This is a genomic window from Holtiella tumoricola (genome assembly GCF_027857615.1).
GTDB classification, from domain to species: Bacteria; Bacillota; Clostridia; order Lachnospirales; family Cellulosilyticaceae; genus Holtiella; species Holtiella tumoricola.
On record NZ_JAQIFT010000016.1, the window covers coordinates 272,331 to 297,644 of the forward strand.

Sequence of the window (25,314 nt, forward strand, 5' to 3'; positions counted from 1 at the left end):
AGCCTAGATATATTTCAACCCATTTTACGAATCATTTCAATACGATTACTTACACCTAACTTTTTATAAATATTAGATGTAGTTTTTGCTACTGTTACATTAGCTACATACAGTTTTTCTGCAATTTGTTTATTTGTTAGACCTTCTTTGATAAGCTCTGTAATTTGAAATTCTCTTTTTGTAAGTCCCCATATACTTTCTTTATTCTCCATTACTTGCTTTGTTGCTTCTTTCACTTCTGGTTCTAAAGTTACCCCTTTCAATATTTCTGTCACATACTCTCCTATTACATGATCTCGTTGCAATTGGCCAAGTAAAGGACTTAAAAGGCTCAAGTGTTCTTGATAGGGTAAAATAATATGATCTTCCTTTGCTATTTCTAATCCCTTCTTTAGTTTTAGCTTTGCTTCTTCTACATTCCCTAATTTAAGCTTTAAAATAGCTTCATATAAATAATAATAAATTTGTCCAAAAATACTACCATTTGTAGCTAATTGTTCTCCTACTATATCTTGTAAAATTTCTAACTTAATAATCTCTTCGTTAATAAGAAGTACTTGTGCATAAGCAATATAGCTACTTATCCCTATATTGTTTTCATAACATCTACTTAAAATATCCTTAAACTCTTCTTCCTTAAACTCTTCCTGAGGAGTTGCAAGACATCCTTTGATATACCATAGTCCTATTTTACGCACCTCTGCTATCGCTTCACCGGCATTATAATGTTTATATAGCTCTATATTTTGAATATACTTCCGACATTTTGTCTCATCCTGTTTACTAAGAGCAATACGTGCTAAAATTAACTCACTGCACAATCTCATAACATAATTTTGTGCCATATCTGCCTTATAAAAAAGTTTATATGCACATTTTTTAGCTTCATTACATTCACCTTTATATAAGTAATATTCTGCTGACAGAAGATATTGCATTTCTATACTATAACGTTGCTTAAGAATATCATGTGATTTAATAATTTTAAGAATATCTCTTATACTAGTAGCATATTTTCCTTGCTGAATATGATACCTATAACTCATATGTATACAATGTTTATGTATCATATCTATACCATTTACAATAATAGACCCTTGTGGTATATATTCTTCCACTCGCTCAATACATTCTACTACTTCTTGTATTGTTTCATTAGTCATAATGCCTCGTATAGCATGAATTTCTCCCATTATCCGGTTCATCACTTCATCATCATATGTTGTAATTTGCCTAAATCCTATCTCTACCTGTTCCATATAGTTTTTTGCATATTGTTTATTCTTATCCAGTAAGCTATAATAAATCATTCTTAGACATGCAACAGGATAACGTAAAAATAATTGATGGTCTACTTGTTGAAATATTTTTTGTAGCATGGCTGTATCTATACGCCCGTACTTTTGTATGCCTTCACTTTCTAGACATTTAAGAAGTTCTTCATAGCTCCCACTTTGTATTAAAAATGCAAACGCAGTATTCCAATCTTTTTTTGTTATATGCCATTTAGCAATATATTCACATGTCCCCTTTAGTACTCCTTGTGCATGTAATGTTAATTCTTGTTTTAAAAACTCTATAAAAATAGGTACTAAGCCGTAGCACTCTTGCTCATGATCATATTTAAGAAGATTATCCTGTAAAAGCTTCTCGATTCCCTTTAAAACTTGTGTATAGTTAGGCATCAAAATCCATTCACCCATTTTAAATGCCCCTATACCTGCTAGTGTCACAAGCAACTTTTGATAACCTTCATCATAAGTATTATAAATTCCCTCTTTTATCACTTTATACAAACTATAGGTATAATTCAATTGACCATATTGAAGATAATTTTCTTTCATTAAATAGATGGCTGTTGGCCATCCACCTACATAATCAGCAATATCTTTTACCTTAATTTCTTCAATATTAATTCCATTCTCATTAAAGTATGCTTTTATTTCTTCCGGTGCTAACTTTAGATCCTCTCCATTCACTATCTGGCACTGATTCTTTATACGCATTTCTTCTATTCCTATAACTGGTATCATACGCGTAATTAATACTATATGTAAATTTTCTATATTTTGCCTAACTACCTCACTTAATTGTTCATAGTACTTATATGCTTCTGGTATCTTATGATAGTTATCTAATATAATCCATGTTTGTTCCGTATACTGTTTTTTGGGATACCAAGCTGATTGCTTCTCATCATACCATTCAATATTTGCTTTACTTTGAGTACATGCATTCTGTACTGCTAATGTTTTTCCATAGCCTATTGGCGCTGTTACAACAGTAAGCGGATACTCTTGTATATTAAGTAACTTCTCTTTAGCCTTCCTTCCAACTATTTTAATTTGATTCCCCTTATTCACTTCTATCTTCCCCTTACCCTTTTATAATATGGTATTTTTTTCCATATAAATATATCTGAATTTTAGAATATTATATTGTAATATACAATGAACATGGTATAAAATTATATTAATAGGGTGCAAAGTAGTTTTATATAACTATATATTTTTTATTATTTAATATACTTTCTATTTAAATATTTCCTGCTTTATTTAATATACATTCTAAACTTAAATATACACTCCCATCATTTAAATATAAGGAGGTATACTTATGAAACTTGCTATTATTGATTCTAATAATGCAGATGCTACATTACTCAAAGATCTTATTGTGAAGTATTTTGATACATACACAGATGCATTATCTATATATTCTTATCCTTGCGCAGACTCATTTTTCCAGGATTTTTCAGAAAATCTTTTTACTTTTGTTTTTTTAGATATGGATACACCCAATACACCTACTCTAGCTGCTGCTGAATATATACGTAAAATAGATAAAAACATAAATCTTATTTTAATGAGCAGAGGTATGGACTATGCTATACAAGGTTATACCGTACAAGCTAGTTATTATTTACTTAAACCTTTTACGTATTCCAATATTGAAACAGCACTAAATTTATGTCCTATTCTAACAACTACTTTAAAACCTTTTGTTGAGGTTATTGTAAATCGCATCCCTCAACTTATCTTCTTAGATGATATTCTTTATATAGATACAATTCATAATGGCATTCAAATTCATACAGAATTGAACACATTTAAAACCTATATGTCTTTTAAAAATTTTCTTCAATTCATAAAAAATGAGGATCGTTTTCTTCAATGCTATAGAGGCATTGTAGTCAATATGGATTATATCAGTACACTACAAAATGATAGTTTTTTACTTTTTAATGGAGAAACAATTCCAATCAGAATTCCTGATCGCTATACCTTACGTGATACCTATAATGCCTATACCTTGAAAAAGAGCCAAAAAGTATTAGAAGGGACTATTACATTTTAAAGTGTAATAGTCCCTTCTAATACTTTTATTATCAATTGTATCTAATTATTTCCCCGGAAAATTTAGTGATTCATATATTTATAATCTAAAATTTAAAAATTTTATTGCCAAGAATTTCTAATATTATATAGATAAACACATAAATATACACTATAATATAGTTATGTTTTTGATATACTTTAAATTAATATACAGATATATAATGCTTATTTAATATTCTATATAGAACTATATAACATACTAAATAAGTATCATATATACTTAGGTGCATTATGATTGAAACACTACTACTTACTTTATTTATATGTCATAAAAAAGGATATAACTTAAGTTATCTATGGAAAGAAAAAGTTTTCTATCCTCTTTTTGTGTGCGAAACTTTTTATTGGGTCATGCAAATTTTAATATTTAATGGTAACTATGCATTTTTATCTTTTGCTGCACTCTTTAAATCACTTTATTTATGTTCAACCCTTTTTATCGTTTATAAATATGAACTCTATAAATACGCAATCATAGGATCTGGGTGCGTTATACTAGGTGGGTGGTGCAATGATATCGCTATATGGGCAAATGATGGTAAAATGCCAGTATTTCCTTCCCTTTCCTATTGGACAGGTTATGCAACACCAGAAATGTTTGGCATTGCAGATCAATTACATAGTTTAGGGAATGGCAGCACTCATTTAAAATTCCTAACAGATTTTATTGATCTTGGTTATAGCGTATTAAGTATAGGTGATGTGCTCATTCGTGTTTTACCGTTTATTATTATTTATCAAGCACTTAAAAGTGCCTCAACTCAATCACTATATACTTCTACTATTAAGGAGGACCTTTAATTATGCTACACCTTACTCTTATGGAAGTGCTTTTTAGAGCATTACCGGATGCTATTTTATTTATGACAGGTGCTCATATCTTTTCAAATGTACCTATAAATAAATCTAAAATGTTAAAATCTATTTTATGCATGACTGTTACAGTTTATTTAATACGTTCTTTACCCATTTCTTTTGGTATTCATACTTTACTTGGAGTTATAGCAACTACAAGTATTATTATAGGTTTTCACAAGTTTGAATTAACTCAAGCTATCCGAGCTACTTTCCTTACAACACTTATACAATATATTTCTGAGCTTATAAATGTTGTATGGATTCAAGTCTTCTTAGACAAACAAATAGAAATGATTTTTTCTAATCCTCAGATAAAACTTCTTTATGGCATTCCTTCTTTGATTATTAGTGCAATTATACTCTACTTATGCTATTTAAGGAAGAAATCTAGAAAGGATATGATAGAAAATGAATACAGAATCTCTTAGTAAAGTTTTTGCTACTCATCTAGGTAAAACCCTCCATTCTACAGAGGAAGAAATAGCCGTTATGGCCTATGGCTTATTTGCCTTATTACAAACATTACTTTCTATAGGGATTGTTATAGCTATTGGTGCATTTCTAGGAATTATGTTTGAATCATTCATTTTGTCTTTAAGCATTGCACTTCTTAGAAAGTATTCAGGTGGTGCTCATGCTACTTCTGCTGAAAGATGTCTTTTTATAGGTACATTCATCTCTATCTTAGGTGCATTACTCGGACATAAATTAGGTTTATATTTAACAGTTCCTTTAACTGTTTATATTATATTTTTTATTTTTATTTGGAACTTCTACATAGTATTTAAATTAGCACCTGTTGCAAGTCCTAGTAAACCTCTATCCAGTATCTCTAAACAACAGAAATTAAAACGTGGCTCTTTAACCATGCTACTTATCTACCTACTTACTGTTATATTTCTTTCTTATATAACTCTAGTAAGCCATTCTCCTTTCCCTCTCATCTATGCTTTTTGTATCATGATTGGAATGAGCTGGCAGGTTTTTACACTTACCACTATTGGTCACAAGGTAGCATCTTTTTTAGACCACGCTTTAATCCATATATTTAGTATCATAAAAATTTCAAATTACAAAGGGGAAAATAACTTATGAAACACAAAGTATTAATGGCTCTTGCTGCATTAGCAACTTTATTTGCATCTTTTACAGCTTCTTCTGCCTGCTTATGGGCATTTTATCAACCTGAAGAACCAAAAAGTTTAAGAGAAAAATAAGCACCTATAAAGACCGACTTTGTCGGTCTTTATGACTATCAAGGAGACTTAATATATGCTATCTAAAGAATTAAAACAACAACGTATTGAGCAACTTTTATCTATTGTTAAATTAGCTTGCTTAATTTTCCCTACAGCTATTACCTTTCAAAGCCTTATCAGCGAAAGGTATTCTCATCATTATTTATTACCTTATGGAGTGTTAATCACCGCTATTTTAGGCCTAATTTATTATCTTTGGTCTACTTCAACAAAATATAAATTTCACAAGAACTATACTCATCTTATTGGTATTATAGAGCATGTTGTTCTAGGCTGGATTTTATTTTTGATTATTCTTTTATCAGGTGGAATAACTAGTCCTAATAAATTTATGTTCATTTTCATTATCATCACTTCAACCATTCAACTTGGTCTAAAAGGTGGACTCTATGTAGCAGGAATTTCATCTTTTGCAATATTATGTATGGATCTATATATGGCAAAAGACCTTGTTATTAATCCATATTTTGAAAATGATCTTACTCTAGCCGGTGTCTTTCTTCTAACAGCTTGGATACTTGGTACCTATGTTGAAGGTGAACGTGAACATATTGAAATGCTTGAAAATATGGTAAATTATGATGGATTAACAAAGGTTTATAATCATCGTTTCTTTTTCGAGCAACTTCAAAAGGATTTCGATCATGCAAAATTAACAGATACACCTTTAACTCTTCTTTTCTTAGATATTGACTACTTTAAATGTTATAACGACCTTAATGGTCATTTAGAAGGTGATCAAGTTCTTACCCAGATGGGAAATTTATTAAGTACTACTGTCGCTTCTAGGGGAACTGTGGCACGATATGGTGGTGAAGAATTTGCTGTTTTACTTCCTAACTATGATCATAAGAAAGGTTCTAAAATTGCAGAGTTACTTCGTCAAACTGTAGAGCTTACACCTTTTAAAGGAGAAGAAAATCTCCCTAATAATGTACTGACTGTATCCGTAGGTATTGCAACTTATCCTAATCAAGCAAAAGATAGTATCGAACTCATAAAGTGTGCAGATGATGCACTCTATCGTGCTAAATTCTTTGACAAGAATAGAGTTGAAACCTATAGTTCTATCTTAGATGAACTTGAAAAGAATATTGCAAAAGAAGACTTAGATATTTTGAATTCTATTAAAACATTAGTAAATATGATTAATATAAAAGATCGATATACTTACGGGCATGTAGAACGCGTCGTAATGTATAGCCGCCGTCTTGGTAATGCTTTAAAGCTAAGTAAGGATGATCTACGTACACTAGTATGTGGCGCCTATATGCATGATGTGGGTAAAATTGACATTGATGAATCTATTTTAATTAAAAAAATGCCACTTACCAATGATGAATGGCTCCAACTTAAACAACATCCTGTAAAAGGCGAAGAAACCATTCAATATGTTCATTGCCTGCAAAGTGCTAGACCTCTTGTTCGCCATCATCATGAACGTTATGATGGTTGCGGCTACCCAGATGGCCTAAAAGGTGAAGAAATTCCATATCTTGCACGTATTTTAACTGTCGTTGATAGTTTTGATGCTATGACTTCCAACCGTGTCTATAACACTAAGAAATCTTATGATGAAGCTATTATTGAGTTAGAACGCTGTAAAGGAGCACAATTTGATCCTGATATTACAGATTGCTTTATCTCACTGATTCGAAATACACCTAATTTCTAATATTATAAATAAAAGTCATATAGAACTAGGAATACATATCATGTTATCCTAGCCTATATGACTTTTTATATAATCAAAAATTTATTCTTCTTCAATCCAACTTATAGTTGGCCAAACAGCTTTACCATTATTAGCTTGAGGACTTCCAGGTGTACTACGTCCTTCTTTGACATACTTCACTAATAGGTTCTTTAGTTCTTCTACAATCTCTGGATATTGACTATATATATTATGCTGTTCTCTAATATCTTCTTCTAAATCATAAAGTTGGAAACTGTCTAATGCTGCTTCTTCTTCTGATCCAGGCATAGGTGCACTCCATCCTCCAGAGCCTTTGCACATTTCTAGCTTATACTTTCCTTTACGAATAGATAGTGATCCGTCTATACTTTGATGAACAACAGCTTCCCTTTCATAGGTAGCTCCACCCTTCCAAAGATCTAATTCACTTACACTATCTTCACCCATATGGTCTGGTAAATAAACCTCCAATATCTCTGCAACTGTTGCCATGAAATCTACTAAGCAAACTGGCTCTTTACAAATACTTCCGGCTTTAATTATACGTGGCCATTTAATAAGAAGTGGTATACGATGCCCCCCTTCATAAATATCTGCTTTGGTTCCCCTAAAGATATAACTTGGATTATGTCCTTTGGCTGCAAGCTCCCCATAATCTGCACTAGGTGAACATCCATTATCAGAAGTATAAATAATTATTGTATCTTCTTCTATGCCACATGCTTTAACCTTTTCTAATACCTTTCCTATCATTGCATCGCACATCATTACAAAATCGCCATACTCATTGGTTCCTGAAATACCTTGCCAGTCTTTAGTTGGCAAAATAGGTGTATGTGGCGCAGGTATCGGGAAATAAATAAAGAACGGTTCTTCCTTATGCTGTTCTATAGTTTCTAAAACTTTATCTGTTAACTCAGGCAATACTTGTTCATGCTTAAAACCTGGTGCAGTTGGCCCTTCTCTCCAGAACATTTTCCCTGTATTACTTGTTATATGAGTAGGTAACTCAACAACACGGTTATTTTCAATATAAACATAAGGTGGCATATCTAATGAACCACTTATACCATAGTAATATTGAAATCCAAAATCTATAGGACCATTTTTAATAGGCTGTGAATAATCTACATTTTCTACCACACCAAAGTTAGGTACATTCTTGAATTCACCATGACATGCCCAGTCCATACCTAAATGCCACTTGCCAATACATGCAGTATAGTAACCTGCATCTGATAATACATTAGCTACTGTCTGTCTTCCATCTTCAATAAGATGTGGTGTATATCCACCTACTACACCTGACTTCAAGCGTGAGCGCCAGTTGTACCTGCCTGTCAAAATACCATATCGTGAAGGTGTGCAAACCGCAGAAGTAGAGTGTGCATCAATAAAATTCATTCCCTCTCTACCTATTTGATCAAAGTACTTTGTTTCAAATGGGCATTTTTCATTTAAATAGGAGATATCTCCATATCCCATATCATCAGCTAAGATATAAATAATATTTGGCTTTCTCATTTTAATCCCCCAGATTATTTTTACTAAATTATATTATTTATTTTATCATATTTTATATTAATATGCATAATTATTTATGACTTTGATTATGCTTTTTACTTTTACTTAAAATATACTTATACCATCATAGTAATAAAGTCATTGCTTGCATACTTACGCTCTTAAATAGCTTAAGCTTTCTTAGCTACTAAAATGATATACCTTGCATTCTATCTTAGAATACGTAAAAAAGTCCCGTAAGAATATTTTAATATTCTTACGGGACCTTTCCTTATTTCTTATTTTTATTATTTATTATCTACTGGTTTCTTTAAGAATCCTAAGATTAATGCACCAACAATAGCACCGATTGCAACTGCTGCTGCGTAACCAAGTGGATTACCAATTACAGGAAGTACAAAGATTCCGCCATGTGGTGCTCTTAATGTACAACCAAATACCATTGTTAATGCACCAGCTATACCTGCACCAATAGCTGCTGAAGGAATTACACGAAGTGGATCTGCTGCTGCAAATGGGATAGCACCTTCTGTAATGAATGAAAGTCCCATAATATAGTTTGTAAGACCTGCTTCTTTATCTTTTTTAGAAAATTTATTTCTAAAGATTGTTGATGCGAGAGCAATAGTAAGAGGTGGTACCATACCACCAGCCATAACAGCTGCCATAATTGCAAAGTTACCTGATTCTAATGAAGCTACACCAAATACATAAGCTGCTTTATTGATTGGACCACCCATATCAATTGCCATCATTGCCGCTACAACAATTCCAAGTAATACTTGGCTTGTTGTACCCATACCATTTAAGAAGTTTGTAATTGCTGTATTTGCTGCTGCAACTGGTGGATTGACAACAAACATCATAATCGCACCAATAAGAAGTGTTCCAAATAAAGGATATAATAATGTTGGTTTAGTACCTTCTAATGATTGTGGTAAATAACTAAATACTTTGATTAAGCCTTTTACTAAGTAACCTGCTAGGAAACCGGCTACTAACGCTCCTAAGAACCCAGCACCACCAGCATTAGCTAAGAATCCACCTACAAAACCGATTGCAAGAGCCGGTCTTTCACCAATACTCATTGCAATATATCCTGCAAGAACAGGAAGCATGAATCCAAATGCCGCTTCTCCTACTGTTTTTAAGAAAGCTGCAAATGGTGTGTTTTTACCAAAGTTAGCTGGATTAATTGAATAATCATCAAATAAGAAAGCTAAGGCAATTAACAAACCTCCACCGATAACAAATGGAAGCATGTGAGATACCCCATTCATAAGGTGTTTATAAATTTGACGTCCAATACTTTCTTTTTCACCTGTGCTAGTAGAAGCATCTTTTTCGCCTGTATGATGATATACTGGTGCATCACCACGTACTGCACGTTCAAGTAATTCATCTGCTTTATGAATACCATCTGCTACTTTTGTAATAATGACCTTTTTACCTTCAAAACGTGCCATTTCAATTTTCTTATCTGCAGCTACGATAATACATGTTGCAGCAGCAATCTCTGCATCTGTTAATACATTTTTTGCACCTGTAGAACCATTTGTTTCTACTTTAAGTCCAATACCTTTATCATCTGCTTTGTTTTGTAAGCTTTCTGCTGCCATGTAAGTATGGGCAATACCTGTTGGACAAGCTGTAACCGCTAATACTTTGTAGCCTTCTGATTTACTCGTAGCACTTGTTACCTCTTCTTTTTCTTCATCAGGGAACTTTTGTTTTTCTTTTTCATCAATGCAAGCTAAGAGATCTTCTTTAGTTTTAGCATTTAATAAACTTTCAATAAATGCTTCATCCATTAATATAGTTGAAAGTCTTGAAAGTACATCTAAATGTACATTTTCGCCACCTTCTGGTGCTGCAATCATAAAGAAGATCTTAGCTGGCTGTCCATCTAAACTCTCATAATCTACACCTTCTACACTTCTTGCAACTACAAGACCTGAACGTTTAACTGCACTTGACTTTGCATGAGGAATGGCAATCCCATCACCAATACCCGTTGTACTTTGTGCTTCTCTTGCTAAAATACCTTCTTTGTAACCTTCTCTATTATTTAGGTTACCAGCTTGATCCATTAAACCTACAAGCTTATCAATAGCCTCAGCTTTATTTGCTGCAGCAAATGTTAAATCCATACCTTCTTTGCGGATTAAATCAACAATTCTCATGTTGCCACTCCTTTAGTCTGTTTAATTTCCCCTCAATGTTATAGAAAAATAGTTTATTGCCTCTTTTATCTCTTTATAGGCATTTAAGTAAAGCTTCTACTTCTTCTTTTGTTGCTAGATTATAAGAAAATGCTGATGCACTCCCTGTTGCAATACCCATTTTGAAAGCTTCTTCATAACTTCCATGCTGAATATATCCTGCAATAAAGCCTGCTACCATAGAATCTCCAGCACCTACTGAATTTTTAACTTCACCTTTAAGACCTGTATGTTTAAGGACTTCACCGGTTTCACTTACTAAAACAGCACCATCACCTGCCATCGATACAAGCACATTTCTTGCACCTTTTTCTTGAAGTTTTTTAGCATACTCTACAACTTCATCTTGAGTTGTAATTGTTACACCAAATAATTCACCTAGTTCATGATGATTTGGTTTAATAAGGAACGGACCACATTCTAATACATTCATTAATAAATCCTTTGTTGCATCGACTACCACATGGATATCACGCTCTTTGAAGTCTGCCATAATACGTTTATAGATATCACTTGGTACTGTTGATGGAATACTTCCTGCAAGTACTAAAATATCACCACTTTGTAATGTATCAATTTGACTATATAAAGCTTTAAGATGTGAATCTAAGATAGCTGGTCCATTACCATTAATCTCTGTTTCTTCATCACTTTTAAGCTTAACGTTAATACGTGATAGACCTTCTTCTAATTCGATAAAATCACTTTTTACACCGTGTTCTTCTACAAGTCTATCAATTTCATGACCTGTAAATCCTGCTACAAATCCAAGTGCCTTATTATCTACACCTAAATTCTTAAGTACAATGGAGACATTAATACCTTTTCCACCTGGAAACATCTTTTCTTGTGCTGTACGGTTTACTGCACCCACTTTAAACTGATCTACTTCAATTAAATAGTCAATTGATGGGTTAAGGGTCACTGTACTAATCATTGGTTTGTTCATGCTTATTGTCCACCTCTATAATTGTTGTTTGTTCATAAAACTGTGAAGGTAATTTGCCATTTGTAATAAAGTTTGCTTGCTCTAAGCTAGCAAAACGTACAAAACTCACTTCATCTACCTTGCTATTATCTGCTAAAACATAAGCTTCATTACATTTATTCAAAGCTTTTTGTTTGACCATTGCTTCTTCAATATCTGGTGTAGTAAAGCCTTGTTCAGCACTTACACCATTAGCCCCGAAAAAGCCTTTTGTAAATTGATACTTTTCAAGTTCTGCTACAGCACCTGCTCCTACTACAGCTTCAGTATTCATTTTTACGCTACCACCTAGAATAATCGTTTGAATACCTTTTTGTAAAAGTTTTTGTACGTGACCAATCCCATTGGTCACGACTACAAGGTCATTTGCTTCAATATAATCAATCAATGCCTCTATTGTTGTTCCAGCATCTAAATAAATGACATCCCCATCTTGAATAATGCTTGCTGCTTTCTTGGCAATTTGTCGTTTATCTTCTATATGCATGGCTTGCTTTGTAGACATTTTATATTCTACATGTGTGGCTATACCACTTTTAAGCATTGCTCCACCATGAATTTTTTGTAGATATCCTTTTTCGTCCAAGGTTGCCAAATCTCTTCGAATTGTAGACTCTGAAGCATTATATAACTCCACTAGTTCAGCTACGCTCACCGTACCTTTTTGCTTCAAAATTTGTAAAATCAGTTGTTGTCTCTCTTCGATCAGCATTTGTATCACTTCCTTATCTGTATTGTACAATCATTTTCAATCACTTTCAATCATAAATAATCATTTTTAACCATTAATTTCTCATTTTCATTCATTATCATTCATTTATTATGATTATTTTCATTCATTTTCACTCATTTAAGTTCATTCATCTTATATATTCTTACTAATATTATCATATTATTATTAGACATAACTTCCTTTTTTATACTAAACCCTAACTTTTTTTCATCAAATGATGCTTATTGAAATGCTCCATTTACAATCAAAAAAGCCACCACATGATGTAGCAGCTTATATATTTTCCTTGGAAGGTAAATTCCCCATATATTTTTTGTAAGTCTTACTAAAATAGGATAAGTTAGGAATTCCGCATTTTTCTGCACTTTCCTTCACATTGTATTTGCCTGAGCTTAGTAAGTTCCTTGCATAGTCACATCGTAAAAAGTTAATATATTCTACAACCGTCTGCCCTGTAATCTCTTTAAATACACGGCACATGTAATACTTACTGAACCCTACATGTTTACAAATATCATCAATAGTCAATGCTTCTGTAAAATGATTCTTAATATAAATAATTGCTTTTTTAACATTCTCCATTTTATGATTCCAAGTTGTATCTGAAACTTGAAGTTGTCCTAAACTATAATTTCTATAACACTGGGCAAGCAACAAAATAACTAAGCCCTGTACCACTGACTTATAGTGTTTCTTTTCCTTATCCATCTCATCTATTATCTGTTCCATATAATGCACTAATCCATTATCTTTAATAAGATTCTGAAGCATCAAATCTTCCACATCCACTTCAAAACTTTCACAAAAGCTCTTATCTGCAATCAAACAATAATATTCTAATTCCATTGAAGCTGTATATAAAAAGTGCAACTCATTCGAATTGACAACAAGCAAGTCTCCACATCCTACTTCTACATGATTAGCACCACAAGTAGCTACACCATTTCCCTTAACAAAATATAAGATTTCTATATTCTCATGGTAATGCATGGTAAAGCCTTCACACTTACTCAATGTATCATAGTGAAAAATGATTGGAAATTTTGGATCTTGATGATGATGGTGCTCATAGATGATTTCATTCATAGTCATTCCCCTTAAAGCAATATTGTGTTAATTCCTAGCAAAATAGACTCTTTATAATCTATCTTATAACTATATAATGAAACTAGCAACACATTCTAATTAAATCATTTTTTAGGAGAACATCATGTACTTATTACCACAACCAAAATACCTAAACATTAATGAAGGCCAATTTATTATTAAACCTTCTACACTTCTTTTATTAGACGCAACTTGTGATTTTGATGATCTTAAAGCAATTAAGTTACTTCAAGATGAAATCAAACAAGCAACAAGCTTTAACCTTTCTATTAGCAAAGGTTATCACGCAACTGATTCAGCTTCTAGTATTCAGTTTGTAAAAAAAGTAGGCTTTAATAAAGAAGCTTATGAGCTTACTATCACATCTGAAGCAATTACTATTTCTGCTTCAACTGGTGCTGGTATGTTCTATGGCGTGCAAACACTTCGCCAAATTATCCGTCAAAATGGTGCATTTGTACCAGCTCTTACAATCTGTGATGAACCACACTTTGCAAATCGTGGTTTCTACCATGACCTTACTCGTGGAAAAGTAGCTACACTTGATACCCTTAAAGAGCTTGTAGACCGTGCAGCTTTCTATAAACTTAACCAAATTCAACTTTACATAGAGCATAGCTTTGCTTTTGCTGGTCTTAGTGAAATTTGGGTAGACAAAGATCCTATTACTGCTGAAGAGATTTTATTACTTGATGCTTACTGTAAAGAACGTCATGTAGAACTTGTACCGTCTCTTTCAACATTTGGTCACTTCTATGAGATTTTAAAAAGTAAATCTTTTAATCATCTTTGTGAAATTGATACTACAGATAAAAAGGATTACTCATTTGTTGACCGTATGGCACATCATACACTTAACACACTTGAAGAAGGAAGCTTCCTCTTAGTAGAAAAAATGCTTAACGAGTTTATTCCACTCTTTAGCTCAGATCAATTTAACATCTGCTGTGATGAAACTTTTGATCTTGGCAAAGGACGTAGTAAAGCAAAAGCTGATGAAGTAGGTGCAGGTAGACTTTACGTAGATTTCTTAAATAAAATTGTAGCATGTGTAAAACAACATAATAAAAAGGTAATGTTCTGGGGAGATGTTATCCTTCACCATCCAGAGCTTCTTAATGAAATTCCAGAAGATGTAATCTGCCTTACTTGGGATTACAGTTCTACTTGTAGTGACCATGCTGTAAAAACAATAGCTGAAACTGGCCGTGAACAATATGTTTGCCCTGGTGTAGGTGGTTGGAGCATGCTCATGAACCTTATGTGGAATGCCTTTGAAAACATTCGTAGAATGGTTGAGTTCGGAAGAGACCACGGCGCAATTGGTGTACTTAACACTGACTGGGGCGATTACGGACATATCAATCTCCTTGGTAGTTCAATGCCAGGTATGATTCATGGTGCTAACCTTTCATGGAATCCTCAAACAGAAGAAACAGACTTTACAACAACTTACCAAGCAATCTCTCGTCTTGAATATGGTGATACAACTGAAACACTTGTTGGCTTACTTCACCAATTATCTGGTCGTCAAGGTTGTAGCTGGTCTGATGTGGTTAGATGGAAAGAGCTTCAACACAATCAACATGATGAAGTGGAAGTGCTTTCTAACTTAAATGTAGAACGTATCCTTACAGGTTATGAAACAGCTCTTCAAGTAGAGAAAGAACTTCTTGCACTTAGTGGTACAATGCGTCATAACAACTTCGATCTTCAAGAATTCTTAATCTCTGCAAAAGCGATTCAATTAGTGGATAACTTTGTTCTTACATTAATTCAAGATAAAGTAGGTACTAAAGAAGCTGTTCCTACTATGAGCAAATTAGAACTTGCTGCTGCGCTTGAAGTTTACTTTACTCAATTTGCAGCAATCTGGAGAACACGTAATAAAGAAAGCGAACTTTACAGAATTCGTGAAGTCATTACTTATATGTGTGCATACTTAAGAGATAGCGTTGCTTAAGTAATAACCTTTTTAAATACTTATACAAAAGAAACTACCTAGATGTTAAATATTTAGGTAGTTTCTTTTGCATTTCCATACTTTTCCATTTCCTTTAGAAATGTTATAATTTAATCATTATTCTATTGTTTCATATCTTTTCTTACTCTCACAACATCTCAAGCTCCGATAAAGATATCCATTTAGTAAGCTATGCAATGAATGAATTAGCCCTACGCTTTTATTATTTATAGAGATTGTAGTAGGTAATACCTACCCATTAAGGAGTTGAAAATATGCATCATCAAATTAGCCAGCTTATTGATCAAATAGAACGTGTTATTGTAGGCAAGCGTGAGATTTTAATTCAAGTAATGATTGGGCTTCTAAGTGAAGGGCATATCCTCATCGAGGATGTACCTGGAGTTGGCAAAACCCAACTTGTAGCTACCCTTGCCAAAGTCTTAGATGGAGATTTTAAGCGTATTCAATTTACACCGGAAGTAACCCCTTCTGATATTACAGGCTTCTCTATGTTTAATCAAAAAACTATGGAATTTGAATATCGTGCAGGTGTTAGCATGTGTAACTTCTTACTTGCTGATGAGATTAATAGAGCTTCTTCTAGAACCCAATCTAGTCTTCTAGAAATTATGGAAGAAGGGCGTGTAACAGTAGATGGTATCACTTATACATTACCTAAACCCTTTACTGTACTTGCTACCCAAAATCCTATTGAGAACTATGGAACTTATCATCTTCCTGAAGCACAAATGGACCGCTTTTTCATTAAACTCTCTATTGGTTATCCTAATAAATCAAGTGAACTCCAAATTCTAAATATGTATCAAGATACCAATCCTCTACATACACTATCTCCTGTTTGCTCTATGGAGACTTTCTTACAACTTCAAGATCAAGTAAAAGAAATTTATGTAGATGACTCACTAAAAAATTATATTTTAGATATTACTCATGCCACACGTAGTCACTGTCTCATTACCTTAGGCGTCAGTCCTCGTGGTAGCATCAGCCTGTTAAAAGCTGCTAAAGCTAAAGCATTTATAGACAATCGTAATTATATACTGCCTGATGATATTCAAGCTTTAGCTGTACCCATACTTGCTCATCGTATCATCATAAGCCAAGAAGCAAAAAATCAAAAACTTACACCTACAAAGCTTATTAAAATGATTGTAGAGCAAGTTCCTGTCCGTTAATCTTAATTTGGAGGACTTTATGGAAAATAAAATAGATCTTATTTTGACACTTATAGTTATACTCATCTGCCTATTCTTCATCGATATAACCTTTGGCATAACTTTACTCTGCATCTGGCTAACAGCAATGATTCTCACATGCTCTCTACCTTTACTATTTAAAAATCGTATACATATACACACCCACTTCTCCAATCAAATACTTGAAAAAGGAGATACTTTATCAATCACCTTCAAACTTACTAACACAACTTGTCTCCCAACGCCTTTAATCCAATTAGAGCTTTTATGCCCTGATAATCTTCAACTTGACTGTTCAAGCCACCTTGCACTTTCTCTTGCACCTTATGAAATACGCCTAATTACCATTCGCTATACTGCACTGGTACGAGGTGTCACAACAATCGGGTTAAATCAACTTCAGCTGTTGAATCCACTAGGCTTAAAGTCAAGACCACTCCTTATAGACTTTACACCTTTTCAGTCTATAATCACTATAGTCCCAGAACTTTATCCGATTCATCCCTCTCATCCTTTGATTCTTAATCATACTGGGACAAATGATGGTGAAGATGACCTGGAGATACCTCATTTAACTTATCACTCTTTTGGGGAGATAAACTTTGAATGCCGTCCCTACCTAGCTGGTGATTCCTTACAAAAAATTCACTGGAAACAATCTGCTAAGAAAAATCAGCTTATGGTAAAAAAAGACCTCGCAGCTAGCCTTGGCCGTAAATATCTTATACTGGATCCACTTTCACACTATGCACTTGAAGACTCTTTACTAGAAGCTTTCTTATCATTAGGCTATACCCTTTATCAAAGAGGTATACAAACTACACTATGCCTATTTGAAAATGATGCATGGCATCTTTACAAGCTAGAAAATGAATCCACCTTATATAACCTACAATATCAACTTGCTTCCTATCATTTTATAACTTCTAACATACCACTTACTGACCGATTAACTCCCTTAATACTAAAATCAAATATAGGTGAAAATGGCCAACTACTTATTTTTTCTCCTGTCACCCAAGATATGTTTCAAGATACAAAAAACTTTTTTGCCCTACATCAAAGAGAGCTTCTTCATATCTCAAACAAACTTTAAGGAGGTACATCATGTATGCTACGTTTCAATAAGTGGTCTTTGACACCTTTTCATCTACTTACTCTGTTACTAACATTGACATTAACCTTATGGCTTCTAAATGTCTGCTTTAATCTTCCTACATGGCTCCTTCTTGTTCCAATAGCTCTCATTCAATTTTTATCCTTTCTTTTCTTCCATACAATTAAAGAAAAAGGAAATATAGCTGTTGTATACTACTGTGGCTATGCACTTGTTATTTTTCTTTTGTTTAAATGGTTCAATAGCATGGCTATTACATCTCTTACATACACCCAATGGTTAGGAAGCTTTATGATGGTGCCACAACCTGTATTTGCTTATTTTCTTAGCTCTACTTTAATGCTTTCTTCCATGTTCATCGCACTTATCTATTACTTTGTTATTATACATTTTCGTCCAATGGTGCTCATCTTGATAAGTGCATTACCTGCTACAATCTGCATACGTATGGGCAGACCCACTGTTAGTAGCTACCTCTTTATCTTTATGGGGATTCTCTTGTTACTTTATATGTATTATTGTAGCTACGAAGCGGAAGAGCTACCCTATACCGTCTTACCTTGCACTAAATCTTATTGGAGTACTATGAGCCTTCTCTTACTGTGTATTTTTTTAACCTGTAGTCTATTACTTATTCCCGGTTCTAACTTATCTAATCCTATTCATACACTCCTTCGAACCCAAGTGACTAACCACCTACAACCTAACTACACAACCTCTACACTTCCAAAAGAATCTACAGCCACAAGTGCACCTACAGCACTAAGTGATACTCCCATTTTTGAAGTGAGAGCAACCAAACCTGTTTATTTTCGTACAAGAGGTTGGGACTACTATGAAAAGAATGCATGGCATGTAAAAAGAGAAGCACTTAGCCTTGGCTATCAATTGCCTAAGTCAGAAATGAATCAAAAACTAGAACAAAAATCTTTAGTCCTATTAAATGTAATTGAGCGTTTAGAAAAAAATGGTCTCCTTCAAGATATGCCTGAACTTACTCACCTTTTAGAGGCTCCCATTTCACCTATTACTTACTATGCCGCCTATGTTACTACTCTAAATTATTCACACTATATGTATCTCAATCCACCAGGCCTTATTTCTATTAGCAATCCTTTTTCTCCACTTGACTTGTATTTAAATGCTTTAGAAATTTGCTTTGCGAATGATAAAACACGTCCTTATCCTAATGAAGGTTATGTTATTTCTTATATGGATACATTCCCAGCTTCTAATTCTCGTGAAATGTTACTTATTGAATCTTTAGATCCTTCTACCTATAACCAATTGATTAACTTTCTATTGGATAGAGTTTGGGAACAACACAATCTCCAACAAGCTCAAGAAGATGAATACTTTCTCAAAAAATGCAGCGATGAAATGGAAACGGCTACACTGCATTTTTTAGATATTCCTAACAGTATTACCAAGAGAACTTATGATTTAGCTCAAAAGATCACAGCGTCTTCAACATCAACTTATGAAAAAGCTTTGGCTATCCAAAATTATTTTTATAATGGTGAGTTTACTTACGACTTAAATTCCCCTGTTACACCTCTTGATAAAGATGCCATAGAATATTTTTTATTTGAAAGTAAACGTGGAACCTGTGTTCAATTTGCTTCGGCTATGACTATGCTATGCCGTGCTGCTGGTATCCCTACACGCTATATGGAAGGCTACGTTTGCGAAGAATATGATGCCTCAAAAGGCTGTTATATTATTAAACAAAAACATGCTCATGCCTTTCCTGAAGTCTATCTTCCTGGCTATGGGTGGCGTATTTTTGAACCTACGATTCCAGCTACAGAAAATGAGAAGTCACCACTATCTCTTATTCTCTTGTTGATTACATGCCTTATGTTTCTATTCATACTCTATTTTCTCTCTAAAGTTCTCTCAGAGCAGCTTTGGAGACTATGGATTGTACGTCAAGAACCAAAAATAGCTCTAGAAGCTATATACTCTCGCCTTCTTAAAAGACTCAAGAAGAACGGCTATGTAATAGAAGTTTCTATGACTCCTATTAATATATCTCATATCCTCCTTGAACAAGGGATTGATCTAACTTGGCTTACTGAACACTACTGTAAAGTTCACTATGGACATTGTAGTTGTGATAAGACGGTTGTCTTACAAGCCCTACAACTTTATAAATTCTTGTATCATGTGCATCCTTAGTGTTAGAAAAAGTCAGGGCTACTTGCCGCCCATTATGTTCTTATATATAACAAAAACTCGTAAAGCATTGCTCTCCAATGCCTTACGAGTTTTCTCTTATTACACCTGACATGCTTCAACTCTACAATGAATGTTTTAGAAAATCTACGCTCATATCAACCTTTTGAATTTAAATAATCTAGGAATTCAATCTTAATTATTAGAAATTCGTGCCTTATAGCTTTTAGCATACTTTAACTGCATAAGCTACATATTCATGTGCAAAATGATAGCCTAGCTTTTCAGCTAATGCCACTGAAGCCTTATTCGCTGCATCCCAGCTTGGGTAGAGCCCTCTTTCTAGGCACTCTAGCACCAATCTTGCCCCACATACTAATGCAAGTCCTTGTCTTCTATAGTCTTTATGGGTATCTATTTCTATCTCTATTCCTTCTCTATAAATTGTATAAGAAGAGGCTCCACTTACTACTTTCCCTTCATGTAATACTACAAAGCCTAATCCTCTTTGGGCATAGTCTTCATAGCTTGCAAACTGTGAACATAAATCTTGGCCCCATTCTACCTGCATGACTTGTTCATACACTTCTTGATCTATTGCTTTTAAAACATAGGATGCATCTAAACTTTCTACATATGACTTAAGCTTTAGGATGTTAAAGACTTCTGGTTCTTTTTTTATAGCGTATCTCGTAATTTTAAAGCTTCTCTCTAAGTATGTATCTTCAATAAATTTTGCCCAGGTCTCATTTTGCGGAACCATAATAAGGTACTCTGACTTATAATCTGTTGGTATATGCCTCACAATTTCAATATTAGGTTCACCTGCTAAAAAGCAAAAATCACCAACAACAATTTGGGCTGACTTAGGTTCTTCTGCATCATCTACCCATCCACATCCCATACAACCCTGTAGATATGACCATATCAAGGTCTCTTTCCAATCTTTAAATAACTTACTTACTCTATAACCTTCTATCCTATTAATCTGCTGCATAGATACTTTTCTCTCTTTCTTATTTTTTAATTTTATACCTTATATTTACTATTCTTATCTCCCATCCACATTCTTACTTCTCTTAGCAGTATCTCTCTCCTATAAACTGCACTCAACATTCTTTCTCTTTATCTATCTTATTAACTATACATCTCATGAACGCACAAAAAGCTAACCTAAGCCGTCCCTCCCTTATCTTACTTAGACGGACTTAAGTTAGCTTCTTGTTAGTGGCGCATTTCACACCTTAGGGGATGCTTCGCTTCGTAAATAACTTATACAGTTACACCATACAATATAGCTTACCTTGTTATGATGCGCTAATTGGTGTGCTCTAAGTGAAAGGGATGCCACTGCATTTATCACGGTAAGTGTCCGCATAGGCGATCATCCCATAGGAATGACCTCATGTATGTGTATAAAAGTAATAAGTTGTGGTGTGAAGTTGAATCATCGTATCCGGTGTATCTATTCGTAATCTCCTACAGTTTCCTTGCCACCACTAAAAACTGTAGTTGTGAGGAAAGCTTGCAAAGCTTCAAAATAAGGGAGGTAATCTATCTGCTTTGTATACTTTTCTCAGCCATCTTCTACACTTTGAATCCACTTTACCTAGGATTAAGGCTTCATCTTAGCGCAGTTGATTAGCTTTAGATACTTGCTTATTTATAATATACGCTACAATTTTGGACATGTCAACAGAATTAAATAGATTTTTCCAAAAATTTTATCAAATACATTTTTTCTTCTCTCACTTCTTCTTGTATCGGACTACATTATTATAGAAAAAAGTATATTTGTCTTATTATTTTTTTATTGACATTTCAATTTTATAGTCTTATACTTAGTTTATCAATCAGCAAAGGCGCTGTAGGAACTCTCCTACAGCGCTTTTTTGTTTCAAAAACACAAAGGCGTGTTTTCTGTTTACTCAGAAACCACGTCTTTTTTTAATAGACTAATACTGAAAAAGGAGTGATGTTATGTATTCATCAATTGATACTGTATGGGTATTGTTAGGTGCCCTTCTCGTTTTCTTCATGCAAGCTGGATTCGCAATGGTAGAGGCTGGTTTTACACGAGCTAAAAATTCAGGGAACATTATTATGAAAAACCTTATGGACTTTTCTCTTGGAACCTTAGTGTTCTGGGTATTAGGTTTTGGACTTATGTTTGGTACATCTATAGGGGGCTTTATTGGTGTACCTGATTTCTTTGTTCGTGGAGACTATAGTGGAACTTACCCTACTATGGCATTTTTGATCTTCCAAACAGTTTTCTGTGCAACTGCTGCTACGATCGTATCTGGAGCAATGGCAGAACGTACTAAATTTTCATCTTACTGCATTTATAGTGTACTTATCAGTGCAGTTATTTATCCTATTTCTGGTCACTGGATTTGGGGCGGTGGTTGGTTAAGTCAATTAGGTTTCCATGACTTTGCTGGTTCTACTGCTGTTCATATGGTTGGTGGTGTAGCTGCCTTTGTAGGCGCAAAAATTCTTGGACCTCGTATTGGTAAATATGGCCCTGATGGCAAACCAAAAGCAATTCTTGGCCATAGTTTAACTCTTGGCGCATTAGGTGTATTCATTCTTTGGTTCTGCTGGTTTGGTTTCAATGGTTGCTCTACTGTTTCTGCTACTGGGGACGAAACACTTGTTGCAATGTCTACAATCTTTATTACTACAAACTTAGCCGCTGCCGCTGCTGCTACTTGTACAATGGCTATTACTTGGATACGTTACAAAAAACCTGATGTTTCTATGACACTTAACGGTGCACTTGGTGGTCTTGTTGCCATTACTGCCGGTTGTGATATGGTATCTCCTGTAGGTGCTGTAATTATCGGTATTATTGCTTCTTTTGTTATCGTATTTGGGATTGAATTTGTTGATAAGATCCTTAAAATTGATGATCCTGTTGGTGCGATTGGCGTACATGGTATGTGTGGTGCTGTAGGAACAATCTTAACAGGATGCCTTGCACTTGATGGTGGTCTCTTCTACGGTGGTGGCTTCTCATTCTTAGGTGTTCAAATCCTTGGTGTAGTAAGTGTTATGGCTTGGGTCGCTGTTACAATGACTATTATTTTCTTAGTCATCAAACACACTGTTGGTTTACGTGTTTCTAATGAAGAAGAAATTGCCGGTCTTGATATTGAAGAACATGGTCTTGCAAGTAGTTATGCTGACTTTATGCCAATTCACTTTAACTCCGTAGCATCTGCTGAAGCAGCAACTACAATTGCTACACCTATAGTAATACCTTCTACATCATCTGATAGGACTGTTGCATCAGAATCACATGATGGTGCTAAAATCACAAAACTTGTTATTTTAATGAATCAAAGCAAGTTTGAAGCGTTTAAGAGTGCAATGAACCAAATCGGCGTAACAGGTATGACCGTTACTCAAGTACTTGGTTGTGGTATGCAAAAAGGAAGTAGTGAATATTATCGTGGTATTCCTCTTGAATTTAACCTTCTTCCTAAAGTAAAAGTTGAGGTTGTTGTGTGTAAAGTACCTGTTCAAACAGTTATCGATGCCGCCAAAGCTGTACTTCACACAGGTGCAATCGGTGATGGTAAAATCTTTATTTATCCTGTTGAAAATGCTGTTAAAATTCGTACTGGAGAAGAAGGTTATGACGCTTTACAAGATATAAGCTTATAATCCTTGTTCAAACTTGAAGAAATTATTTTTATCATATTTTTTTCTGATTTTAATAAGATCATCCTGATTTTTACCGTAATAAGCGTCTAAATAGTTGGTTATTTCGGCACCTGGGAAATTCACAAATGACCCTTGTGTCATGATTTCAATCACTTTAAAACGTTCAACAAACCAGTTTTTATTAGCGTCACTATCCTTATTGTCCTCCCAGACCGTTTGGAAGCCCAAAATATATTGGCACCTTCTATAAGCAAAGGATGCAGTATCTTCTTTAACACTTGTTAAATGACCTCCTAAACCATAACAAGAAAGTGCTGTATAGACTGCTCCTTCTGCTCTTTCCTTAATCATATCTAGGAGTTCATGCATGTGCTGTTCCTCTAAACTTTGTTCTACAAAACGTCCTGAAGATTTATAATGCTCGTACTCTGGATGTGCATCTTGTATCCATCTATTAATCTCAAGTACGCTCATTGTTTGAACTAATACGTGCAATGTATGTCCTAACTGAATAAATGGTGCCGCAAGGCGATGTGCTTCTTCTCTTGTACCGTAATGGATACCAATAAGGAGAATGCCATCGCCCTTTTCTTTTGAATTATAAAAACTCAATTTAAAATTTGCTTCTGGACATAACTCTCTTATTGTTTCTTGCCATAATTTAAATACTTTAATTTGATTTTCTCTTGTAACATGATGAGATTCTATTCGAATCAGGGTTGCTTCTTCTCTCTTCTTAGGTAACTTAAAAGTCATTTTGACCACTACGCCAAATTGACCTCCCCCACTCCCTTTAAGAGCCCAGAATAAATCTGCATTTTGTTCTTTACTCGCAACCACTACTTCTCCCTCTGCATTGATAAGCTCAATGTGTGTGATAGCATCACAACCTAGTCCTAGCATTCTAGCAGAATATCCCCAGCCCCCTCCAAGAGCAAAGCCGACTACACCTACTGTTGGGCAACCACCACCTGGAAATGGGTAGCCCTTACTACAAACAGCTTCGTAAAGTTCTCTATTTCTGACACCACCTTCTATAGTCACTTCGCCTTTTGCTTCATCAAGGTGAATTTGATTCATTTCGCTTACATCAATCACTAATACACCATTACCTGTTGAGTATCCTTCATAATGGTGTCTCCCTGATCTTATACGTACAGGCACTCCTTGTGCTTTTGCCCATTTAATACTTTTTGCCACATCTTCTGATGATTTACAAAATGCAATCACTAATGGGTATTTTTCTATAGCTCTATTCCACATAGTTCTAGCTTCTTCATATACTAAATTTTCTCGTGTTACTACACGTCCTGATATTTCTAATGTCATCTTTCTACCTCATCTATTCTAAATGCTTCTTCTATTTTTATTTACTTAGT

19 protein-coding genes are annotated in these 25,314 nt (G+C 34.2%); 11 read left to right on the top strand and 8 right to left on the bottom strand.

Annotated elements, in window-relative coordinates; all coding sequences use genetic code 11:
* Window positions 1–14: 14 nt before the first annotated feature.
* A complete protein-coding gene (locus PBV87_RS22830; protein ID WP_271011325.1) occupies window positions 15–2,363 on the bottom strand; it encodes a LuxR C-terminal-related transcriptional regulator in 2,349 nt (782 codons plus the stop codon).
* A 253-nt stretch (window positions 2,364–2,616) separates the two neighbouring features.
* Here PBV87_RS22830 and PBV87_RS04825 point away from each other — a divergent pair, with 253 nt between their 5' ends.
* From PBV87_RS04825 to PBV87_RS04850, 6 genes are all read left to right on the top strand, one after another.
* A complete protein-coding gene (locus PBV87_RS04825) occupies window positions 2,617–3,357 on the top strand; it encodes a LytR/AlgR family response regulator transcription factor (RefSeq protein WP_271011326.1) in 741 nt (246 codons plus the stop codon).
* 272 nt (window positions 3,358–3,629) lie between these two features.
* Window positions 3,630–4,199 carry a DUF5317 family protein gene (locus PBV87_RS04830; RefSeq protein WP_271011327.1) on the top strand — a complete coding sequence of 190 codons (570 nt, stop codon included), beginning with the start codon at window positions 3,630–3,632 and terminating at the stop codon, window positions 4,197–4,199.
* A gap of 2 nt (window positions 4,200–4,201) precedes the next feature.
* Window positions 4,202–4,684, top strand: coding sequence for a hypothetical protein (locus PBV87_RS04835; protein ID WP_271011328.1), 483 nt, complete (start codon window positions 4,202–4,204; stop codon window positions 4,682–4,684).
* Window positions 4,665–5,351: an accessory gene regulator ArgB-like protein gene (locus PBV87_RS04840; protein ID WP_271011329.1), complete on the top strand. Its 687-nt coding sequence runs from the start codon at window positions 4,665–4,667 to the stop codon at window positions 5,349–5,351. The genes PBV87_RS04835 and PBV87_RS04840 overlap by 20 nt, the downstream gene beginning before the upstream one ends.
* Window positions 5,348–5,473 (top strand): cyclic lactone autoinducer peptide, encoded by a 126-nt coding sequence (locus PBV87_RS04845; protein ID WP_271011330.1) that lies wholly within the window; start codon window positions 5,348–5,350, stop codon window positions 5,471–5,473. Before PBV87_RS04840 ends, PBV87_RS04845 begins: the two co-directional genes overlap by 4 nt.
* Before the next feature lie 55 nt (window positions 5,474–5,528).
* Window positions 5,529–7,190: a bifunctional diguanylate cyclase/phosphohydrolase gene (locus PBV87_RS04850; protein ID WP_271011331.1), complete on the top strand. Its 1,662-nt coding sequence runs from the start codon at window positions 5,529–5,531 to the stop codon at window positions 7,188–7,190.
* Between the two features lie 81 nt (window positions 7,191–7,271).
* Here the strand turns inward: PBV87_RS04850 and PBV87_RS04855 are convergent, their stop codons facing one another.
* From PBV87_RS04855 to PBV87_RS04875, 5 genes are all read right to left on the bottom strand, one after another.
* Window positions 7,272–8,735, bottom strand: a complete 1,464-nt coding sequence (locus PBV87_RS04855) for a sulfatase family protein (RefSeq protein ID WP_271011332.1) — start codon at window positions 8,733–8,735, stop codon at window positions 7,272–7,274.
* A gap of 287 nt (window positions 8,736–9,022) precedes the next feature.
* On the bottom strand, window positions 9,023–10,918 hold the full coding sequence (locus PBV87_RS04860) for a PTS fructose transporter subunit IIABC (protein ID WP_271011333.1): 1,896 nt from the start codon (window positions 10,916–10,918) through the stop codon (window positions 9,023–9,025).
* A 73-nt stretch (window positions 10,919–10,991) separates the two neighbouring features.
* A complete protein-coding gene (gene pfkB / locus PBV87_RS04865) occupies window positions 10,992–11,894 on the bottom strand; it encodes a 1-phosphofructokinase (protein WP_271011412.1) in 903 nt (300 codons plus the stop codon).
* Window positions 11,887–12,657 carry a DeoR/GlpR family DNA-binding transcription regulator gene (locus PBV87_RS04870; protein ID WP_271011334.1) on the bottom strand — a complete coding sequence of 257 codons (771 nt, stop codon included), beginning with the start codon at window positions 12,655–12,657 and terminating at the stop codon, window positions 11,887–11,889. Before PBV87_RS04870 ends, pfkB begins: the two co-directional genes overlap by 8 nt.
* A gap of 294 nt (window positions 12,658–12,951) precedes the next feature.
* Window positions 12,952–13,764: an AraC family transcriptional regulator gene (locus PBV87_RS04875; RefSeq protein ID WP_271011335.1), complete on the bottom strand. Its 813-nt coding sequence runs from the start codon at window positions 13,762–13,764 to the stop codon at window positions 12,952–12,954.
* 124 nt (window positions 13,765–13,888) lie between these two features.
* Between PBV87_RS04875 and PBV87_RS04880 the strand changes: the two genes are divergently transcribed.
* From PBV87_RS04880 to PBV87_RS04895, 4 genes are all read left to right on the top strand, one after another.
* A complete protein-coding gene (locus tag PBV87_RS04880; RefSeq protein ID WP_271011336.1) occupies window positions 13,889–15,748 on the top strand; it encodes a glycoside hydrolase family 20 zincin-like fold domain-containing protein in 1,860 nt (619 codons plus the stop codon).
* A 275-nt stretch (window positions 15,749–16,023) separates the two neighbouring features.
* Window positions 16,024–16,947 carry an AAA family ATPase gene (locus PBV87_RS04885; protein WP_271011337.1) on the top strand — a complete coding sequence of 308 codons (924 nt, stop codon included), beginning with the start codon at window positions 16,024–16,026 and terminating at the stop codon, window positions 16,945–16,947.
* Between the two features lie 19 nt (window positions 16,948–16,966).
* Entirely contained in the window at window positions 16,967–18,064 is a 1,098-nt protein-coding gene (locus tag PBV87_RS04890) for a DUF58 domain-containing protein (RefSeq protein ID WP_271011338.1), read from the top strand.
* Between the two features lie 15 nt (window positions 18,065–18,079).
* Entirely contained in the window at window positions 18,080–20,266 is a 2,187-nt protein-coding gene (locus PBV87_RS04895) for a transglutaminase-like domain-containing protein (RefSeq protein WP_271011339.1), read from the top strand.
* Window positions 20,267–20,489: 223 nt separating this feature from the next.
* Here the strand turns inward: PBV87_RS04895 and PBV87_RS04900 are convergent, their stop codons facing one another.
* Window positions 20,490–21,260: a GNAT family N-acetyltransferase gene (locus PBV87_RS04900; protein WP_271011340.1), complete on the bottom strand. Its 771-nt coding sequence runs from the start codon at window positions 21,258–21,260 to the stop codon at window positions 20,490–20,492.
* A 983-nt stretch (window positions 21,261–22,243) separates the two neighbouring features.
* Between PBV87_RS04900 and PBV87_RS04905 the strand changes: the two genes are divergently transcribed.
* Complete coding sequence (locus PBV87_RS04905; RefSeq protein WP_271011341.1) at window positions 22,244–23,935, top strand: ammonium transporter; 1,692 nt, start codon at window positions 22,244–22,246, stop codon at window positions 23,933–23,935.
* On the opposite strand, the gene PBV87_RS04910 is transcribed toward PBV87_RS04905, so the two are convergent.
* Entirely contained in the window at window positions 23,930–25,264 is a 1,335-nt protein-coding gene (locus PBV87_RS04910) for an FAD-binding oxidoreductase (protein WP_271011342.1), read from the bottom strand. The two genes, PBV87_RS04905 and PBV87_RS04910, sit on opposite strands and share 6 nt — an antisense overlap.
* Between the last annotated feature and the right edge of the window lie 50 nt (window positions 25,265–25,314).

What these genes read in the sequence shown, in the direction of transcription:
- PBV87_RS04825 (WP_271011326.1), top strand. Translation starts at nt 2,617, where the DNA reads ATGAAACTTGCTATTATTGATTCTAATAATGCAGATGCTACATTACTC.
- PBV87_RS04830 (WP_271011327.1), top strand. Translation starts at nt 3,630, where the DNA reads ATGATTGAAACACTACTACTTACTTTATTTATATGTCATAAAAAAGGA.
- PBV87_RS04835 (WP_271011328.1), top strand. Translation starts at nt 4,202, where the DNA reads ATGCTACACCTTACTCTTATGGAAGTGCTTTTTAGAGCATTACCGGAT.
- PBV87_RS04840 (WP_271011329.1), top strand. Translation starts at nt 4,665, where the DNA reads ATGAATACAGAATCTCTTAGTAAAGTTTTTGCTACTCATCTAGGTAAA.
- PBV87_RS04845 (WP_271011330.1), top strand. Translation starts at nt 5,348, where the DNA reads ATGAAACACAAAGTATTAATGGCTCTTGCTGCATTAGCAACTTTATTT.
- PBV87_RS04850 (WP_271011331.1), top strand. Translation starts at nt 5,529, where the DNA reads ATGCTATCTAAAGAATTAAAACAACAACGTATTGAGCAACTTTTATCT.
- PBV87_RS04855 (WP_271011332.1), bottom strand. Translation starts at nt 8,735, where the DNA reads ATGAGAAAGCCAAATATTATTTATATCTTAGCTGATGATATGGGATAT.
- PBV87_RS04860 (WP_271011333.1), bottom strand. Translation starts at nt 10,918, where the DNA reads ATGAGAATTGTTGATTTAATCCGCAAAGAAGGTATGGATTTAACATTT.
- pfkB (WP_271011412.1), bottom strand. Translation starts at nt 11,894, where the DNA reads ATGATTAGTACAGTGACCCTTAACCCATCAATTGACTATTTAATTGAA.
- PBV87_RS04870 (WP_271011334.1), bottom strand. Translation starts at nt 12,657, where the DNA reads ATGCTGATCGAAGAGAGACAACAACTGATTTTACAAATTTTGAAGCAA.
- PBV87_RS04875 (WP_271011335.1), bottom strand. Translation starts at nt 13,764, where the DNA reads ATGAATGAAATCATCTATGAGCACCATCATCATCAAGATCCAAAATTT.
- PBV87_RS04880 (WP_271011336.1), top strand. Translation starts at nt 13,889, where the DNA reads ATGTACTTATTACCACAACCAAAATACCTAAACATTAATGAAGGCCAA.
- PBV87_RS04885 (WP_271011337.1), top strand. Translation starts at nt 16,024, where the DNA reads ATGCATCATCAAATTAGCCAGCTTATTGATCAAATAGAACGTGTTATT.
- PBV87_RS04890 (WP_271011338.1), top strand. Translation starts at nt 16,967, where the DNA reads ATGGAAAATAAAATAGATCTTATTTTGACACTTATAGTTATACTCATC.
- PBV87_RS04895 (WP_271011339.1), top strand. Translation starts at nt 18,080, where the DNA reads ATGCTACGTTTCAATAAGTGGTCTTTGACACCTTTTCATCTACTTACT.
- PBV87_RS04900 (WP_271011340.1), bottom strand. Translation starts at nt 21,260, where the DNA reads ATGCAGCAGATTAATAGGATAGAAGGTTATAGAGTAAGTAAGTTATTT.
- PBV87_RS04905 (WP_271011341.1), top strand. Translation starts at nt 22,244, where the DNA reads ATGTATTCATCAATTGATACTGTATGGGTATTGTTAGGTGCCCTTCTC.
- PBV87_RS04910 (WP_271011342.1), bottom strand. Translation starts at nt 25,264, where the DNA reads ATGACATTAGAAATATCAGGACGTGTAGTAACACGAGAAAATTTAGTA.